Consider the following 16,073-nt stretch of genomic DNA (forward strand, 5'->3'; position numbering starts at 1 on the left):
AGGTCGGCATTCAGATGTCGTCGTTGCCTCTGCCGCTGAGCACGGATTCGTTCTGTGTCGACGTGGGTTTGCGGCGTCGGTCGGCACCGGAGTCATCGACCTTGACGAGCAGCCAGTTGGCCGGATCTCCATTCAACTTCGTCTGCGTCAGCGCGAACGCGCCGCTGAGCTTCTCACCATGCAGGTCGACAACGAGGTGGCCGTCGTCGAGGCCCTGTGATGCGCTCACGCTGTCACCGTCGATCTCAGTGGCGTTGGCAAAGGTTCCGGTGTCCCAGACGATCACCGTTCCGGCACCGTAGCCCTCGCCGATGCGACCTTCGAAGTCCGCGTAGTCGAGGGGATGATCTTCGGTCCGATGGGCCAGGCGCTTCGTCGAGGGATCGAGCGAGGGGCCTTTCGGGACGGCCCAGGAGACCAGGACTCCGTCGATCTCGAGTCGGAAGTCGAAGTGCAGATTCGTCGCCTCATGGCGTTGGATGACGAAGACCGGCTCTTCGGCCTTGCCTCTCTTCCCGGTTGTCGACGCATCGCCCGACGGTTCGGAAGCAGACGCATCACCCATGGGCTCGGAGGTGTTCGAGCTCCGTCGCTTGTCCCGGTATTCCCTGAGGTCGTGTTTGGCCATCGTGGGCCTCCTGATGAAGGACGACATGTCCGTGCGGTTGAATGCATTGTCGCACGGGGCCGGGCGCAGGAACAGGTCCGGATGCGAACACGGCCCGCCGGGCGAATCACCCGTGTCCGTCAATGCCTCAGCTGCCGACAGACTTCCGGCGGATGCCCCGGGCGAGAGCGATATCACGGCGTCTGGAGCGCCTGACAGGCCCCGCCCGGGATTCTCAGGCCCTAGACTGGACCGCTGCGAATTCTGACACAACGATCGATGGCAGCATGCGGCCCCACCTCGGGCAAGGGATGCAGTGGAGCCCGAAAGGCAGCAGACACATGGACGAGACAACCGAGCAACCCCGATCAACGCGGCAGGACTCACCACCGACGACGGCAGATCAAGCCTCCGATATGAGCACCGAAACGAGTCCGCGCAGCCGCATCGATTTCCCCGTGGCAGGGGCCAGCGTCGGGATCCTCGCCGCGTTCGTCGTTGTGGCGCTCATCATTCCGGACACGGTGTCGTCGTGGGTCGGCACCGCCTTCTCCATATGCGCGAACATCTTCGGCATGTATTGGCAGATCCTCCTGCTGGCGACGTTCCTCATCGCTCTCGTCCTCATCTTCACCCCATGGGCCAAGGCACGATTGGGCAACCAGGAACGTCCGGATTTCGGCCGCTTCAGCTGGATCGCGATGATCATGACGACGCTGCTGGCGGCCGGGGGAGTGTTCTGGGCAGCGGCCGAACCGATGTATCACTACGCCACAGCGCCGCCGTACTTCACCAATGACGGCCACAGCGGGTTCGACGCTGTGGCCGCCGCTCTGGCCACTAGTTTCATCGACTGGGGCTTCCTCGCCTGGGCGATTCTGGGATCACTGGGTGCCATCGTCATGATGCGTGCCGCAGAGAAGGGCATGCCCCTGCGTCCACGCAGTCTCCTCTACCCGGTGCTGGGCAAGCGCGCCGCAACCGGTCCGCTTGCCGCCGTCGTCGACGTGGTGTGCGTCATCTCGGTGGCCGCAGGCACGATCGGCCCTGTCGGATTCTTAGGAATGCAGGTCACCTACGGGCTGAATTCTCTGTTCGGCATCCCCGACACCTATCCGGTTCAGCTGCTCGTGATCGCCGTGCTCACCGCAGTCGCCGGCGTCAGTGTCTTCTCCGGCGTCAGTCGCGGGGTCCGATTCCTCAGCAGCGCCAATGTCTGGATGGCACTTGCGCTCATGGCTGCGGTCCTCGTGCTCGGCTCAGCCTGGTTCGTCGCCAAGAGCTACTTCAGCGGCTTCGGTCTGTATATGACTGACTTCTTCAGCATGACGCTCTATCGCGGCGACACGGAATGGCTCTCGGGCTGGACGGTGTTCTTCTTCGGGTGGTTCCTCGGCTATGCACCGCTGATGGCGATCTTCATCGCCCGCATCTCGAAGGGGCGCACCGTGAGGGACCTGCTCATCAGCACCACGATCCTCCCTCCCATTGCCACGACCATGTGGTTCACCGTGCTCGGCGGCACAGGCATCTACCTCGAACGGCAGTCGGCCGGATCCATCTCCGGCCCGCTGATGGATGGGGGACTGCCGGCCGCGGTCATGGCCATCAGCGACAATCTGCCGTTGTCGACGGTCATCGGCATCGGTTTCCTCATTCTGACGATGACCTTCGTGGCCACGACCACGGACTCGATGTCGTTTGCGATGTCGCAGTCGTGCATGACAAGCGGAGTACCCTCACCGAAGCTGCGGGCGATCTGGGCGGTGCTCATCGGTGTCACGGCTGCCGTGCTCATCAGCTTGGGCGATGGCGGTGTCGACGCACTGCAGTCGGCGATCGTCATCACCGCTGTGCCGGTGGCCTTCGTCATGCTTCCGTCGCTGTTCGCTGCTCCGATCTACGTGAGGCAGATGGCGAAGGAGCAGAAGGTGGCCTGAGGCAGTGGGCCTCAGCTCTGAGGCTGTGCTCCGTGCTCGTCGAGCCAGATCCAGCCTTCAGGCAGCGGGGCCCAGGCGGCGACCTCGCGGCCGGTCTTGGAGCTGTCGGCGAGGACCACCACTGTCCGAGCGCGTTCGGAGATGAGCTCCTTGGTGCGAGCCTCGTCCAAGGTGGGCTCGCCCAAGCCTCTCTCCGCATCCACCGCGTCGGCACCCAGCAGCGCCAGGTCGACGTGGATGCGGCTCAGGGCATGATCGCTCAAGGCCCCTGTTGTCCCGTGTGACTTGGCCGAGACCCGGCCCCCGACCATGACCACTTCGGGTCCTGCCGGGTGGGCGAGGGCCAGAGCGACCTCGAGCCCGCGTGTGTAGACGGTGAGGTCGCCGCGCTCACGGATGCGTTGGGCGACCCGGACGGCGGTGGAACCTGCGTCGAGGAAGACCGTGCGCACACTCTGATCGCCGAGGTAGTCCATCGCGGCCGCGGCGATCTCATCCTTGGCCTCGGCGTTGGCTTCCATCCGCTGTCCCAGCGGCGGTTCGACGTAGCCGCTCGCCGTGGCACCACCGATGGTGCGGATGATCTCACCGGTCTCCGACATCTCACGCAGATCCCGTCGGATCGTCGACTCCGAGGTCTCCAGCTCCGAGGCCAGACGCGCGATGGTCCACGACCCGGTCGTCAGCAGCGCCTGGATGTCGGCACGGCGCTTCTGCGTGCCCGTGCGAATCGCCATGTGTCGCTCCGTTTCTCTGCTGAGCCCATGCTGGGACCGACAGGTCGATTGGCCGCCTGCTCGGGTTGTCGGTTGGTCGGCTGACAGAATCCTACTTCGGCAGGTACTCCGCGCGGATGCCGTCGACGAACGGAGCGTAGCCGATCGCCGCGGTGTAGGCCGAGCGCATCGTCCCCGCATCGGCGATGCCCTGACCTGCGATGTCGAAGGCCGTGCCGTGGTCGACTGAGGTCCGCAGGATCGGCAGCCCGACGGTCACCGAGATCGTGCCGTCGAAGTCGAAGGTCTTCGAGGCGATGTGCCCCTGGTCGTGGTACTGGGAGAGGATCCCGTCGTATCGACCAGTCAGACCCTGGTGGAAGACCGAGTCCGCTGGGATCGGACCGGTCACCTCGAGCCCCGAGTCGATGACGCGATCGACAGCGGGGCGCAGGATCTCGATCTCCTCGTCTCCGAAGGCCCCGTTCTCGCCGCCGTGCGGGTTGAGCGCGGCGACGGCCAACCTCGGTGAGGCGACACCGTAGAGCTGCAGGGCACGGTGGGCACGTTCGATCGAGTCGACCTGGGTGTCGACGGTGAGGGCGTCGATGGCCTTGCGCAGCGACATGTGGCGGGTGGCGAAGAAGACCTGAAGCTTGTGCTCAGGCACTTTCGTGCTCTCGACGACGAACATCGTGTCCTGCTTGGTCACGCCGGTGAGTTCGCCGAGCATCTCCGTGTGGCCCAGATGTTTGGAGCCGGATTTCCACACGGCCTCCTTGTTGATGGGGCCGGTGACGATGCCGGCGATCTCACGATTCATCGCTGCCTTCGTGGCCACCTCGATGGCGGTCACGGCAGCTTGACCTGCGCGAGCGTCGACAACGCCCCACTTGGGCAGGTCGTCTCCGAGTACGCCGATGTCGAAGACGTCGATGACGCCCTGGCCGGCCGAAGGGACCGACCAGTCGGTGATCGCTCGCAGTTCGACATCGAGGCCGAGGACCTCCACGGCCCGCCTCATCACGGCCAGATCGGCCACGGCGACACCGTGCTGGTCGTTCCGGCCGGAGAATTCGGCGAGCACCGAGGCGGTGATCTCGGGGCCGATGCCCACCGGGTCGCCCACGGTCATGGCAAGTACGGGTGCGGTCATGTCGTTCTCCTCAATGATGGGTTCTCGGATCGAGTGATGCGTGTGTGTGCAGAGATTCGAGACCTCATGCGCTCTTCTTTCCGGCGGCCTGGATGAGATGGTCGAGGCAGAGGACTCCGGTGCCGGCGTCGCCGATGAGTCCGCCCTTCGTCACGATCGGCAGTCCGGAGGCGGTCCCGCCGACGATGCGTCCGCCCACGGCCAGGGGAACGATCTCACGGTCGATCTCCATGCCGAGTGCTCCCAGTTCTGCCAGCACCGCAGCGGTGACGTCCCCGCCGGTGGTGTAGAGGCCTGTGACAGCGGTCGAGGCCATCACCTCGGCGGTGATCTGGGCGAGCCTGCGGGGGATGGACTCGGACTGTTCGTCGGTGAGCTCGAGCAGATCGGCGGCATCGACGACGGTGGCGACGATGACGGCTCTCACCGCATCGGCCTGTGACTCGCCAGCCCGCGCCGAGGCGGCGGTGCGGACCCGCTCGAGTGTGGCCCGCACATCGGGCAGATCGTCGGCATCGAGTGCCGCCCGCACCACAGTGATCGTGGGGTCCTCGTCGAGTTTCGCCAGCTGGGTGCGAGTGATCTCGGTCGCCGATCCGGAGACCCCGAAGATCGCTTCGGTCTTTCGAGGCGGCAGGAGCGCCCGGGCCAGTGCGAGGCTGCCCGGCCCCGGGTCGATGCACACCCAGTCGATCGTCTCCTCCCGGCCGTTGTCGACGACCGCCCGGGCGACGAGGTCGATGTGCTCGTTGTTGAGCGCATCGGCGACGATGACATCCGCGCCTGCAGCGACCGCAGCGATGACGTCGGAGCGGATCGCATCGTGGCCGGCAAGCACTGTCGAGAGTTCGACGGTGTGGCACTGCAGATCGGTGTTCTCCTGCACGATGTCGGCGACCACGGAGGTTCGCATGGGGGAGCGGACGTCATTGCGCAGCTCGGTGTCTTCGAGCAGCCGGCCGTTGAGCAGCTGTCGACCGCCGACGGTGACCCGTCCCGAGGCGGGGAAAGCGGGAATGCACAGTCCCATCACTCGACCCGGCCCCGTACTGGAGGTCAGGTTCCGGCGGGCACGCAGAGCAGCCTCGGCGGTGGGTCCGACATTGCCTCGCAGGGTCGTGTCGATGCGGCAGGCAACGAGATCGATGTCGCTGGTGATGCCGATGAGCGATTCGGTGAGCTCAGCGGCCTTCTCCGGCGGCAGGTGCCGGGAGTCGGCGTTGAGTACGACGGCGTCGTGGTCGTCGAGGAGGTCATCGAGGTTGACCTTCGCGGACTGGCTCGTTCCGGTCACGGTGATGGTCCGCAGCCCCGCCTCGGCGAAGAGGGCTCCGCAGGCGTTGCCGCCGGTGAGGTCGTCGGCGACGATGAGGATCCGTGGGCTGTCCTGGCTCATACGATCAAGTCGAGCACGAACAGCAGCGGAATGGAACCTGCCCACACGGCAGTGGTGATGCCCGACCAGCCCTTGATGGCATTCATGCCGTCGAGGCCGGTGAAGCGGGTGACGACCCAGAAGTACGAGTCGTTGAAGTAGGAGAAGACCATCGATCCGGCGGTGCAGGCCATCACGGCTACCAGCGGGCTCAGACCCAGTGGGGTGATGAGTGGGGCGGTGACCGAAGCGGCGGTGATCATTGCGACCGTGCCCGATCCCTGCGCGATGCGCACGAGGGAAGCGATGACGAAGGGGACGAGGAACGCGGGCAGGCTGATCGAAGCGATCGCCTCGGCCAGGGCGTCGCCGACTCCCGATTCGGTCAGCACCATGCCGAAGGCGCCACCGGCACCGGTGATGAGGAGGATGAGTCCCGCGGAGGCTGCGCCGTCGGCCAGCCAGTTCTGCACCTTGTTGCGTGGGGTCATGCGGGGCAGCAGGGTGTAGACGGCGAGGATGAGGCCGATCATGAGTGCGATGACGGGGTTGCCGAGGAACGCCAGCGGAGCGACCCAGGCCGAGGGCTCGTAGGTATCGCCTGAGAGTTCGCCCTGAGCGCTCTTGTCGATCGCCGTCGACACGGTGTTCCCGACAATGAGCAGCAGCGGAACGATGAGCGGGAGGAAGCCGAGGAAGGCTCCCGGATTCTTCGTCGCACCGGTTTCGTTGTTGCCGGCTTCGGTGCTGCCGCCTGCGGCGGAGGTGGCTGTGTTCGTCGAGTCGTCTGATTTGCTTGCAGTGGTTGCGGCATCCGCATCTTCACCGGTCATTGTGGCAACGTTGCCGTGTTCAGTTCGGTCGCCTCCGCCCTCGACGGCATGTCCTCCCGCCGAGGCGGCCGTGACCGAGCCGTACACGTCGTGCTTGACGGCAGCGTTGAGGACGGGTTCGAGCTTCGGGCCGATCCAACGGGCGTAGATGACGACGACCGGCAGGAGAAGGACCGTGAAGATGACACCGGTGAGGATGACCGAGCCGATGTCGGCGCCGAGGATGCCCGTGGCAGCCAGTGGCCCCGGTGTCGGCGGCACCATGTGGTGGGTCAGCGTCATGCCGCAGCCCAGCGCCAGTGCGAGGGTGACATAGCCACCGCGCTTGACGCGGGCGATCGAGCGGGCCAGCGGGTTCATGATCACGTAGCCGGAGTCGCAGAAGACCGGGATGGACACGAGAGAGCCGACGGTGCCCATGGCCCAGGCCTCGCGCCCGTCGCCGAAGGCACGCAGGAAGGCACGGGCCAGTGAGTCCGCTGCGCCGGAGACTTCGAGGATCTTGCCGATCCCCACACCCAGGCCGATGACGATGCCGATGCTGGCAAGCGTGTTGCCGAAGCCGGTGGTGATGGCGTCGACGATCGAGAGCAGGTCCTGGCCGGCGACGATGCCGGTGACGACCGATGCCGCCAGAAGTGCGATGAAGGCGTCGAGGCGGGTCGCCAGGACGATGACGACGATCGTCGCGATCCCGGCGATGAGCGCCAGAATGAGTTGCAGATCCATAAGATCCTCCGCAGTGAGGCCGACTCAGTCAGCGAGCCGGGGGTTGATCCGGTCCGACTCGCGGTGAGCCGGTTTGAAGACATGCGACTGTCTGTGCGCCGCATACGAAGTTGAACAGCATGAGCAAGTATTGCCCATAATTGCGTAACTATGCAATGTACAGCTCGCGAGATGAGGCGGCTCGTGTACAGCTCGCGAGGTGAGGCGGCTCGTTGGCCCGGAGTGGCTGATGGGCCCCGCCGGTGAATCGACATTCGCGGCTCATCGATCCGCCAACGGTCGGTAACCGGTGGTCGCCCCAAGCTCCTTCTTCGACCACCGTTGACCGACCGTTGGCCGTGGCCGCCCGCAATTGCAGAGGTCGCTGTACATCCGACTGTCGCAATGCCCTCCGGTTCTCCGTGACGGGGCCGGGTCGAAGCCCGTTGTTATATGCCCTCAAGGGGTATACGGTGACGGTATGGGAGCACAGCACGAGCATGAGAATCACACCGGTTACTCCGACGTCGACGAGCATATGAACCACGATGCTCATCGCAGTCACGCTGACCGTGAACTGCGCAACGTGCACCCGGGGCATGATGACCACGCCGCACACTCGGGCCACGGAGACCACTCCGGCCACGACGACCACGCGGGTCATTCGGGCCACGGCGACCACGCGGGTCATTCGGGCCACGGCGACCACGTCGCTCAATTTCGCCGCCTCTTCTGGGTCATGCTCATCTTCGCGATCCCGGTCATCGCCTTCAGCCCGATGTTCGGCCACCTCGTCGGCTACGAAGTTCCCGAGACCGGCATTCTCGGCTGGCTGCGGTGGCTCTCGCCGATACTCGGCACCATCATGTACTTCTGGGGCGGCAAGCCGTTCCTGACCGGCGGTCTGAGCGAGTTGAAGGACCGCAATCCGGGCATGATGCTCCTCATCGCCCTGGCCATCACCGTCGCCTTCCTCTCCTCCTGGGGATCCTCACTCGGCGTCCTCGACGCCGAACTCGACTTCTGGTGGGAGCTGGCACTCCTCGTGGTCATCATGCTCGCCGGGCACTGGCTCGAGATGCGCTCTCTGGCACAGACCTCCTCGGCGCTGGACAGCCTGGCGGCACTGCTGCCCGACGAGGCGGAGGCGATCGTCGACGGCGAGACCAAGATGGTCGACCCGGCCGAGCTCGAACTCGGCGACACCGTCGTCGTCCGCCCCGGCGCAGCCGTCCCCGCCGATGGTCGGGTCATCGACGGTTCGGCCAGCATGGACGAATCCATGGTCACGGGAGAATCGACCACCGTTCGCCGCTCGACCGGCGACACCGTCGTGGCCGGCACCGTTGCCACCGACTCCGGGCTGCGCCTCGAAATCACTGCCACCGGCGACGACACCGCTCTGGCAGGCATCCAGAAACTCGTCGCCGAGGCGCAGAACTCGACCTCACGCGCCCAGAGGATCGCCGATAAGGCTTCGGCCTGGCTGTTCTGGTTCGCCCTCGGCTCGGCCGTCATCACCGCGCTCGTGTGGTCCCTGGTGGGTCTGCCGGACTCGGCCGTCGTTCGCACTATCACCGTCCTCGTCATCGCCTGCCCGCACGCCCTGGGCCTGGCCATCCCGCTGGTCGTGTCCATTGCGACCGAACGCGCGGCCCGCGGCGGTGTCCTCATCAAGGACCGGCTGGCGCTCGAGACCATGCGCACTGTCGATACGGTGCTCTTCGACAAGACCGGCACACTGACCATGGGTGAACCGACCGTCTCCGCCGTCGAAACGGTCGACACAAACAGCGAGGCGGGCAACAAGGAAGACGATATCCTCGCGCTCGCCGCAGCCGCCGAGACGGACAGTGAGCATCCGCTGGCTCGCGCGATCGTGAGGGCTGCCGAGGAGCGTGGTCTCGATGTCCCCACGGCGAGGAACTTCTCGTCCTCGCCGGCAGTCGGCGTCACAGCCGAGGTCAACGGCGCCGAGGTGGCCGTGGGCGGGCCGTATCTGCTCAGTGAGCACGGAGTCAGCGAGGCCCCGATCGCGGAGCAGTGGAGTGGGGAAGGCGCCATCATCCTCCACGTCCTCTCCGACGGCGACGTCATCGGGGCGCTGAAGTTGGCCGATGAGATCAGAGCCGAGTCTCGCGAGGCCGTCGACGCTCTGCACACGCGCGGGGCACAAGTCGTCATGATCACTGGTGACGCCGAGGCGGTGGCTCAAACCGTGGCCTCCGAGCTCGGCATCGACCGAGTCTTCGCCGGGGTCCACCCCGCCGACAAGGCGGCGAAGGTGGCCGAGCTGCAGGGTGAGGGCCGCAAGGTGGCCATGGTCGGCGACGGCGTCAACGATGCACCTGCCTTGGCGGCAGCCGACGTCGGAATCGCGATCGGTGCCGGCACTGACGTGGCCATCGGATCGGCCGGTGTGATCCTGGCATCCGATGATCCGCGGTCCGTGCTCTCGGTCATCGAGCTCTCACGAGCCACATTCAGGAAGATGAAGCAGAACCTGTGGTGGGCCGCCGGCTACAACCTCATCTCGGTCCCGCTGGCCGCGGGGGTCTTGGCACCCATCGGGTTCGTCCTGCCGATGAGTGTGGGCGCGATCCTGATGTCGATCTCAACGATTGTGGTCGCCCTCAACGCGCAGCTGCTGCGCCGTTTGAACCTGCGGCCGGAGGTCTCGGCCGCGGCCTGAGCGGCGAACCCGCGCCCAGTCAGCATCAACCAGCGACAACTCTTACTGGCCGTGCGGCTCTGCGGCCCTTCGCCGGAATTCGCGGGAAGAGAATGTCGATAATTCACTCGGCGAACGACGTTCTGCTCCCGCGAAATCATGCACGCGGACTCTTAAGGCTGACGCTGGGTCAGGATGCTGCCTTACCGCGCCAGCGCGTCGTCGACGGAGCTGATGCCGGCGGCCACGGTGACCTGGGTGCCCCAGGGGTCGGAGAGACGCACCGAACGGCCGTCGTCGGCGAACTGCATGCTGCGTGCGCTCAGACGGGCCACGAGGGCATCGAGATCTTCGCGTCCGGGGACGGTGATCGCAACGTCGCCGAGGCCGAGGCTGGCTGCGCGTGGTCCTGCACCCTGGCTGTTCCAGGTGTTCATCGCAACGTGGTGGTGGTAGCCGCCGGCCGAGGCGAAGAGCACGCCGGGCATCGAGGCGAAGGTCGGTTCGAAGCCGAGTGCGTCGACGTAGAAGGAGCGTGCCGTAGGCACATCGCCGACCTGCAGGTGGACGTGCCCGACCTTGCCGGGCTGCGCCGCGGTGTTGGCAATGATCTGATCGTCGAGGTGCTCGGCCAGGAAGGCGTTGGGGTCGAGGTAGATCGTGTCCATGCGCACCTCGCCGTCCGTGGTGTGCAGCCACTGCGAGCGGTCCCGGTCGACGTAGAGCTCGATGCCGTTGCCCTCGGGGTCGGTGAAGTAGAAGGCTTCGCTGACGAGGTGGTCGCTCGAACCGACGAAGCGTGAGTTCGTGTTCTGCGCGGCATGGGCGACAGTCGCCGCCAGCGAGGCCTGATCCTCGTACAGGAAGGCGGTGTGGAACAGTCCGGCCTGGCGGGGATCGACTCCGGGCAGGTCCGGGGTCGAGACGAGCTTGACCATCGGGGTGGTGCCGCGGCCGAGCACGCGATGGACCTCGTTGCCGCGCGAGACCTCTTCGATGGGCTCCATGGCCAGGGCGTTCGCGTAGTACGTTGACATGTTCTCGAGGTCGCCGACTCGCAGGGTGACAGCATCCATGCCGGTATCGACGTTGAGGGTCGTGTCATTGACAGCGGAACGCTGCTGGGTGGGAGAGGAGGCGCTGTCGGTGGTGCTCATGTCATCGTCCTAACGAAGAGTGGCCCGAATGGTGCTGATAGTTGAACCTTCAACTACCACTGTACGCACAGACAACCGACAAGGCAAGGCGATCATTCCCATGCCGTGCTTCAGGAGATCCGATTCAGACACTCCAGCACCAGAACTTCTTGATGTGATACGACAGAGGCAACTGCTGATCATGGGGGATACCTCCATGACCGACTTCGAAGGAGATGAAGGCATGAATGGTGCGGAGAGCCTGCTGGAGACGCTGGGGCACAACGGGATCGAGGTCTGCTTCGCCAACCCCGGCACCTCGGAGATGCACTTCGTCGCAGCCCTCGACCGACAGCCCCACGTGCGCGGAGTCCTCGGCCTCTTCGAAGGAGTCGTCACCGGAGCCGCCGACGGCTACTCCCGAATGCTCGACAAACCGGCTGCCACGCTGCTGCACCTGGGTCCCGGTGCTGCCAATGGTCTCTCCAGCCTGCACAATGCGCTGCGAGCCCGGACCTCGATGGTCAACATCATCGGCGACCATGCCGGCTACCACCGCAGCCTCGACGCACCGCTGACCTCTGACATCGAAGGCGCGCTGCGGCCGTTCAGCAACTGGGTGCGCACCTCACCATCGGCGAACGTGATCGCCAAGGACGCCGCCGACGCCATCGGCTACAGCCTCCCGGGACGGATCAGTTCGCTCATCCTCCCCGCCGACACCGCGTGGAACACCGCCGATGGGTACACACAGCCGCCGAACGCAGGCGCACCCACCCCGACCTCGATCAACCCGGCCGAGGTCGACGCCGCAGCCGCACGCCTGCGGGAGGCCGGTCCGCGGACTGCCATCCTCCTCGGCGGACGTGCCCTGCGTACAGCACAACTCGATGCAGCAGCCCGAATAGCCGAGGCGACCGGTGCAACACTGCTCGCCGAGACCTTCGCCGCACGGACCGAACGCGGTGCCGGCCGCCCCACGGTGACGAAGATCCCGTACCCGGTCGAACCGTCTGTCGAGCTGCTGAAGAACTTCGACGCCCTCATCTTCGTCGACGCAAAACCGCCCGTCGCCTTCTTCGCCTACCCAGACAAGCCGAGCGTACTCACCGCACCGGGCACCACGTTCTTCACGCTCAGCCCCATCGGCGCCGACTCACAACAGGCGCTCGAGGCCCTCAGTGAGACGGTCGGATCAAGAAGGAACAGCAGTTCAGTCGCCGAGGCGGCCGGCAGTCCACCTGCCCAACCGTCCCTGAGGGCAGAGCTGGCACTCGCACCCGTCCCGAGTGGCACCATCACTGCGGCGAAACTGGCCGCTTGGCTCTCCGGAGCCATCCCCGAAAACGCGATCGTGCTCGATGAATCCATCACCACCGGCCGGGACTTCTACGCCCAGACGACTGGGTCGCAACCCCACGACTACCTCGGCGGCACCGGCGGATCCATCGGCTGGGCACTCCCCGTCGGTGCCGGGGCTGCGATCTCGAGTCCCGAGCGGAAGGTCATCGTCTTAGAATCCGACGGTTCGGGAATGTACAACCCGCAGTCGCTGTGGACCTACGCCCGCGAGCAGCTCGACATCGTTGTCCTCATCTTCGCCAACCGGAAATATCAGATTCTGCGCAACGAGATGTCCAATGTCGGCGTCCCCGACTTCGGGCCGAAGGCCGAATCCCTTCTTGATATCGGCAACCCCGCCATCGATTGGGTGTCGCTGTCACAGGGCATGGGCGTGCCGGCAACAAGGGTCGAGACGATCGAAGAGCTCGATCGTGATTTCAGTGCAGGCATGGCTGACTCCGGACCGCGACTCATCGAGGTGCTCGTCTGATCCGACCGCGAGTACGGTGGAGTTCGAGGTCTGGGACCGTGCCCGTCAGCCGAACATGTCTCCTGCTTGTGATTCATCGATGGCTTCGTGTGAACCATCGGGATTGCGATAGAGCCTGATCCCTTCATGCGTCGCAATGGACTGCAGTCGCCCTTCCGAGCTGTCTTCGGTGTATCCGACCTTCTGTCCCTGGCCGATGTTCACACTTGTGAATCGTCTGGCCAGACGGCTCATCGGATCGATGAACTTGTGTGATCTCTTCACTTCTGCGGTCATGGTGATTCGCCCCGCTTCATCGCAGATTCGATGCCCGTATTATACCTCCGGAGGGTGTGAAAGCTCCATGGATTCTGTCAACAGGGCCGCTTCAACATCGATAGGGTGGAGCCCATGAAGTCAGTTCCCCAGCTTGTCTCTGCCCTGGTCGTGGCAGCAGTCCTCACGCTCGGCGGCTGCAGTCCCGGCGATGCCGAGGAAGCCGACATCGAACCTGGTCAGAGCGCCGAAATTCCCGGCGGCGACTTCAACAGCACCGACGAGCTCGGTGACTTCCTCATCGACAGCATCGACGCAGTTCATGTGCACCGTGAGTCCGAGAGCAACCCGGACTTCGCTCATGGAGCGGATGTTGACCGGCTGCACGTCGAGTTCCCCTCACAAGGGCAGCCGAACACCGATAAGAAGGCCACTGCAGACGCGGTGCAGGCCGCCGGCAGTGCAGCTTTCGACTATGAGGTGCTCATGGTCACCGGGACCACAGACGCCGGCACCTGGTCATACATCTACAGCATCGACACAGTCGAAGAGGTGACCAGCAACGGCTCGGTCGTCGAAGCGGACACGGTGTGGAAGTCGGCAGATCAAGACTTCGACTCGGTGCATCGCTGAGGCCGAATCGGTGAAACTCGACCCGACACCGGGCACTTCGTGAAGGGTCCAACCGGAGGTCTGGCGGCTGCGTCAAGGGCCGCGTCGAATCAGCCGATGACGGCCTGGGCGATGAGGTTGTCCAGCTTGCGAACATCGAGGCCCTTGCCGATCTTGATCTTCAGATGCCCGGCTCGAGTCCACAGCTCCAGCTCGGCGTTGAAGTCGAGCTTTCCGCTGTTCTCGCTCGACCACATGTTGATCGACGAGTACGGGATCGAGTACATTTCGATCTTCTTGCCGCTCAGTCCTTGGGCGTCACGGATGATCAGCCGCTTGTTCGTGAAGATCGCCGAGTCGCGGATCGTTCTATATGCAGCGACCGGAGTCTCTCCTGCCACCAGAACCGGACCGAGGTCATCTGGAATGGGGCACTCGGAGTGAAAGTCCACGCTGCCAATGCCTGAAGTTCGTTAGCCATGACCGAATCATACTATGCAAGTAGTCGAGCGTTGAATCCGCTTGCGCTCCGTCCCGGTTGAGGCGGAGCCCAAGCAGGACATCGTCTGGCAGATCAGGCTCGAGGATCGACGATGATCTTCACATGCTGCTCGTTGTTATTGATGAGCTCGTCGAAGCCGCCCGTAACCAACTCATCGAGCCCAATGCGCGCAGTGATGAAGGGGGAGAGGTCGATCTTGCCGCTGCGGACGAGTTCGATCGTGGAGGGATGGTCTCCCGAGTAGCCGATGGTTCCTCTCAGATCGATCTCCTTGAGCACAAGCTTCGGCATATCGACTTCAGGCTTGTGGCCCCAGATGGAGACGTTGACGATCACTGCTCCCGGACGAACCGCGTCGAGCAGCATGTCGAGTACCACCGGCACTGATGAACATTCGAACCCGACGTCTGCGCCCTGGCCGCTTGTGCGTTCACGGACTGTTTCGGCAACGTCGCCTTCTCGTGGATCCAGGACTTCGTCGGCTACTCCTGTTGAGAGCGCCATCTTCTTCCTCGCCTCGGACAGCTCGGAGATGAAGACGGTGAGGCCCTCCGCCTTGAGTACGGCAGCGGTGAGCAGCCCGATGGGGCCGGCTCCGCCGACGACGGCGACCTGACCAGGCTTCGCGCCGGAGCGGACGACTGCATGGTGGGCGACGGAGAGCGGTTCGATGAGCGCCGCCTGATCGAGTGGGATCTCACCGATCGGATGGACCCACCGCCGCTGAACGACGATCTTCTCGGATAGGCCACCGCCACCACCACCGAGCCCGATGAAGTTCATGTCCTGCGAGAGCTGATAACTCTGCCCGATGCTCGTATCGACATCATCGCCGATGATGTAGGGCTCGACGACGACGTTCTGTCCCACTTCAAGATCAGAGACACCCTCGCCGAGGCTGGTGATGGTTCCCGAGAATTCGTGGCCCATAGTCACCGGTGCGGATTCACCCGAAATCGGATGCGGGTGTCCCTCTGGTGGGACGAAGATCGGGCCTTCGAGGTACTCGTGAAGGTCGGTCCCGCAGATTCCGCACCACGCTACGTCGATTGCGACAGTTCCGGGCTTCAGCTCGGGCTCGGGAATGTCTTCGATTCGGATGTCATTGCGATCATAGAATCGTGCTGCCTTCATAAGAGTCGGCCCTTTCGTCATCGACAACGGAGCCGGTCTGACCATCAGCGGAGATCATCGATGACTCGCGAAGGTCGTGGCTCCTGGCCGAGACTCTACCTCGCGACAACCCTCACTGCATCGCAGCCTTATCGTTTCGTGAGAATCCTCGCGCTTGGCAGGATGCTTGTCCAGGATGCCCGCCTCGCTATTTCTCGACGACGACTCCGTCAGGATCGGCGAACACCATTGCGCCGGGGCGAATGGTGGCCCCACCGATTTCGAGAGTCACATCGAGCTCACCGTCACCGGTCTTGGAACTCTTGCGCGGGTTGCTGGCCAAGGCTTTGATTCCCAAGCCCATGGACGACAGCGCGACTCGATCGCGGACGGCTCCGTTGATGACGACGCCTGCCCAGCCGTTGCTCACGGCGAGTTCGGCGATCATGTCACCCATGAGTGCGGTCGCGATCGAACCGCCGCCGTCGATGATGAGCACGGCCCCGTCGCCGGGCTGGGACAGAGTCGTCTTCGCCAGCGCATTGTCCTGGTAGCAGCGCACGGTTCGAGCCGGACCGGAGAACGAGTCCTTGGCGCCGAAGTCACCGAAGTTCA

Annotated in this window: 14 protein-coding genes; 4 read left to right on the forward strand and 10 right to left on the reverse strand. The window is 64.5% G+C overall.

Annotated elements, in window-relative coordinates; translation table 11 throughout:
* Positions 1-10: 10 nt before the first annotated feature.
* Positions 11-628, reverse strand: coding sequence for a DNA polymerase ligase N-terminal domain-containing protein (locus L0G76_RS01340; protein WP_009884760.1), 618 nt, complete (start codon positions 626-628; stop codon positions 11-13).
* 395 nt (positions 629-1,023) lie between these two features.
* On the opposite strand from L0G76_RS01340, the gene L0G76_RS01345 reads away from it, so the two are divergent.
* Entirely contained in the window at positions 1,024-2,547 is a 1,524-nt protein-coding gene (locus L0G76_RS01345) for a BCCT family transporter (protein WP_304355631.1), read from the forward strand.
* An 11-nt stretch (positions 2,548-2,558) separates the two neighbouring features.
* Here L0G76_RS01345 and L0G76_RS01350 read toward each other — a convergent pair whose 3' ends face one another.
* The 4 genes from L0G76_RS01350 to L0G76_RS01365 form a co-directional block, all read right to left on the reverse strand.
* Positions 2,559-3,284 carry a DeoR/GlpR family DNA-binding transcription regulator gene (locus tag L0G76_RS01350; RefSeq protein ID WP_304355632.1) on the reverse strand — a complete coding sequence of 242 codons (726 nt, stop codon included), beginning with the start codon at positions 3,282-3,284 and terminating at the stop codon, positions 2,559-2,561.
* A 91-nt stretch (positions 3,285-3,375) separates the two neighbouring features.
* Complete coding sequence (gene pdxA, locus L0G76_RS01355) at positions 3,376-4,419, reverse strand: 4-hydroxythreonine-4-phosphate dehydrogenase PdxA (protein WP_304355633.1); 1,044 nt, start codon at positions 4,417-4,419, stop codon at positions 3,376-3,378.
* Between the two features lie 64 nt (positions 4,420-4,483).
* Positions 4,484-5,815, reverse strand: a complete 1,332-nt coding sequence (locus L0G76_RS01360; protein WP_304355634.1) for a four-carbon acid sugar kinase family protein — start codon at positions 5,813-5,815, stop codon at positions 4,484-4,486.
* A complete protein-coding gene (locus tag L0G76_RS01365; protein WP_304355635.1) occupies positions 5,812-7,356 on the reverse strand; it encodes a GntP family permease in 1,545 nt (514 codons plus the stop codon). Before L0G76_RS01365 ends, L0G76_RS01360 begins: the two co-directional genes overlap by 4 nt.
* Positions 7,357-7,816: 460 nt before the next feature.
* Between L0G76_RS01365 and L0G76_RS01370 the strand changes: the two genes are divergently transcribed.
* Positions 7,817-10,027: a heavy metal translocating P-type ATPase gene (locus L0G76_RS01370; protein ID WP_304355636.1), complete on the forward strand. Its 2,211-nt coding sequence runs from the start codon at positions 7,817-7,819 to the stop codon at positions 10,025-10,027.
* Between the two features lie 182 nt (positions 10,028-10,209).
* Here the strand turns inward: L0G76_RS01370 and L0G76_RS01375 are convergent, their stop codons facing one another.
* Positions 10,210-11,163: a VOC family protein gene (locus tag L0G76_RS01375; protein WP_304355637.1), complete on the reverse strand. Its 954-nt coding sequence runs from the start codon at positions 11,161-11,163 to the stop codon at positions 10,210-10,212.
* Positions 11,164-11,359: 196 nt separating this feature from the next.
* On the opposite strand from L0G76_RS01375, the gene L0G76_RS01380 reads away from it, so the two are divergent.
* On the forward strand, positions 11,360-12,976 hold the full coding sequence (locus tag L0G76_RS01380) for an acetolactate synthase large subunit (RefSeq protein WP_304355638.1): 1,617 nt from the start codon (positions 11,360-11,362) through the stop codon (positions 12,974-12,976).
* 45 nt (positions 12,977-13,021) lie between these two features.
* On the opposite strand, the gene L0G76_RS01385 is transcribed toward L0G76_RS01380, so the two are convergent.
* Positions 13,022-13,252 (reverse strand): hypothetical protein, encoded by a 231-nt coding sequence (locus L0G76_RS01385; protein WP_304355639.1) that lies wholly within the window; start codon positions 13,250-13,252, stop codon positions 13,022-13,024.
* Positions 13,253-13,366: 114 nt separating this feature from the next.
* Between L0G76_RS01385 and L0G76_RS01390 the strand changes: the two genes are divergently transcribed.
* Positions 13,367-13,864 carry a hypothetical protein gene (locus tag L0G76_RS01390; RefSeq protein ID WP_009884770.1) on the forward strand — a complete coding sequence of 166 codons (498 nt, stop codon included), beginning with the start codon at positions 13,367-13,369 and terminating at the stop codon, positions 13,862-13,864.
* An 89-nt stretch (positions 13,865-13,953) separates the two neighbouring features.
* Here the strand turns inward: L0G76_RS01390 and L0G76_RS01395 are convergent, their stop codons facing one another.
* From L0G76_RS01395 to rraA, 3 genes are all read right to left on the reverse strand, one after another.
* Positions 13,954-14,295: a PH domain-containing protein gene (locus tag L0G76_RS01395; protein WP_304355640.1), complete on the reverse strand. Its 342-nt coding sequence runs from the start codon at positions 14,293-14,295 to the stop codon at positions 13,954-13,956.
* A 122-nt stretch (positions 14,296-14,417) separates the two neighbouring features.
* Complete coding sequence (locus tag L0G76_RS01400) at positions 14,418-15,479, reverse strand: 2,3-butanediol dehydrogenase (protein ID WP_304355641.1); 1,062 nt, start codon at positions 15,477-15,479, stop codon at positions 14,418-14,420.
* A 187-nt stretch (positions 15,480-15,666) separates the two neighbouring features.
* Positions 15,667-16,073: ribonuclease E activity regulator RraA (gene rraA / locus L0G76_RS01405; RefSeq protein WP_304355642.1), on the reverse strand; the 407-nt coding region annotated here is incomplete at its 5' end.

Source organism: Brevibacterium picturae (genome assembly GCF_030453725.1).
GTDB lineage: Bacteria > Actinomycetota > Actinomycetes > Actinomycetales > Brevibacteriaceae > Brevibacterium > Brevibacterium sandarakinum_A.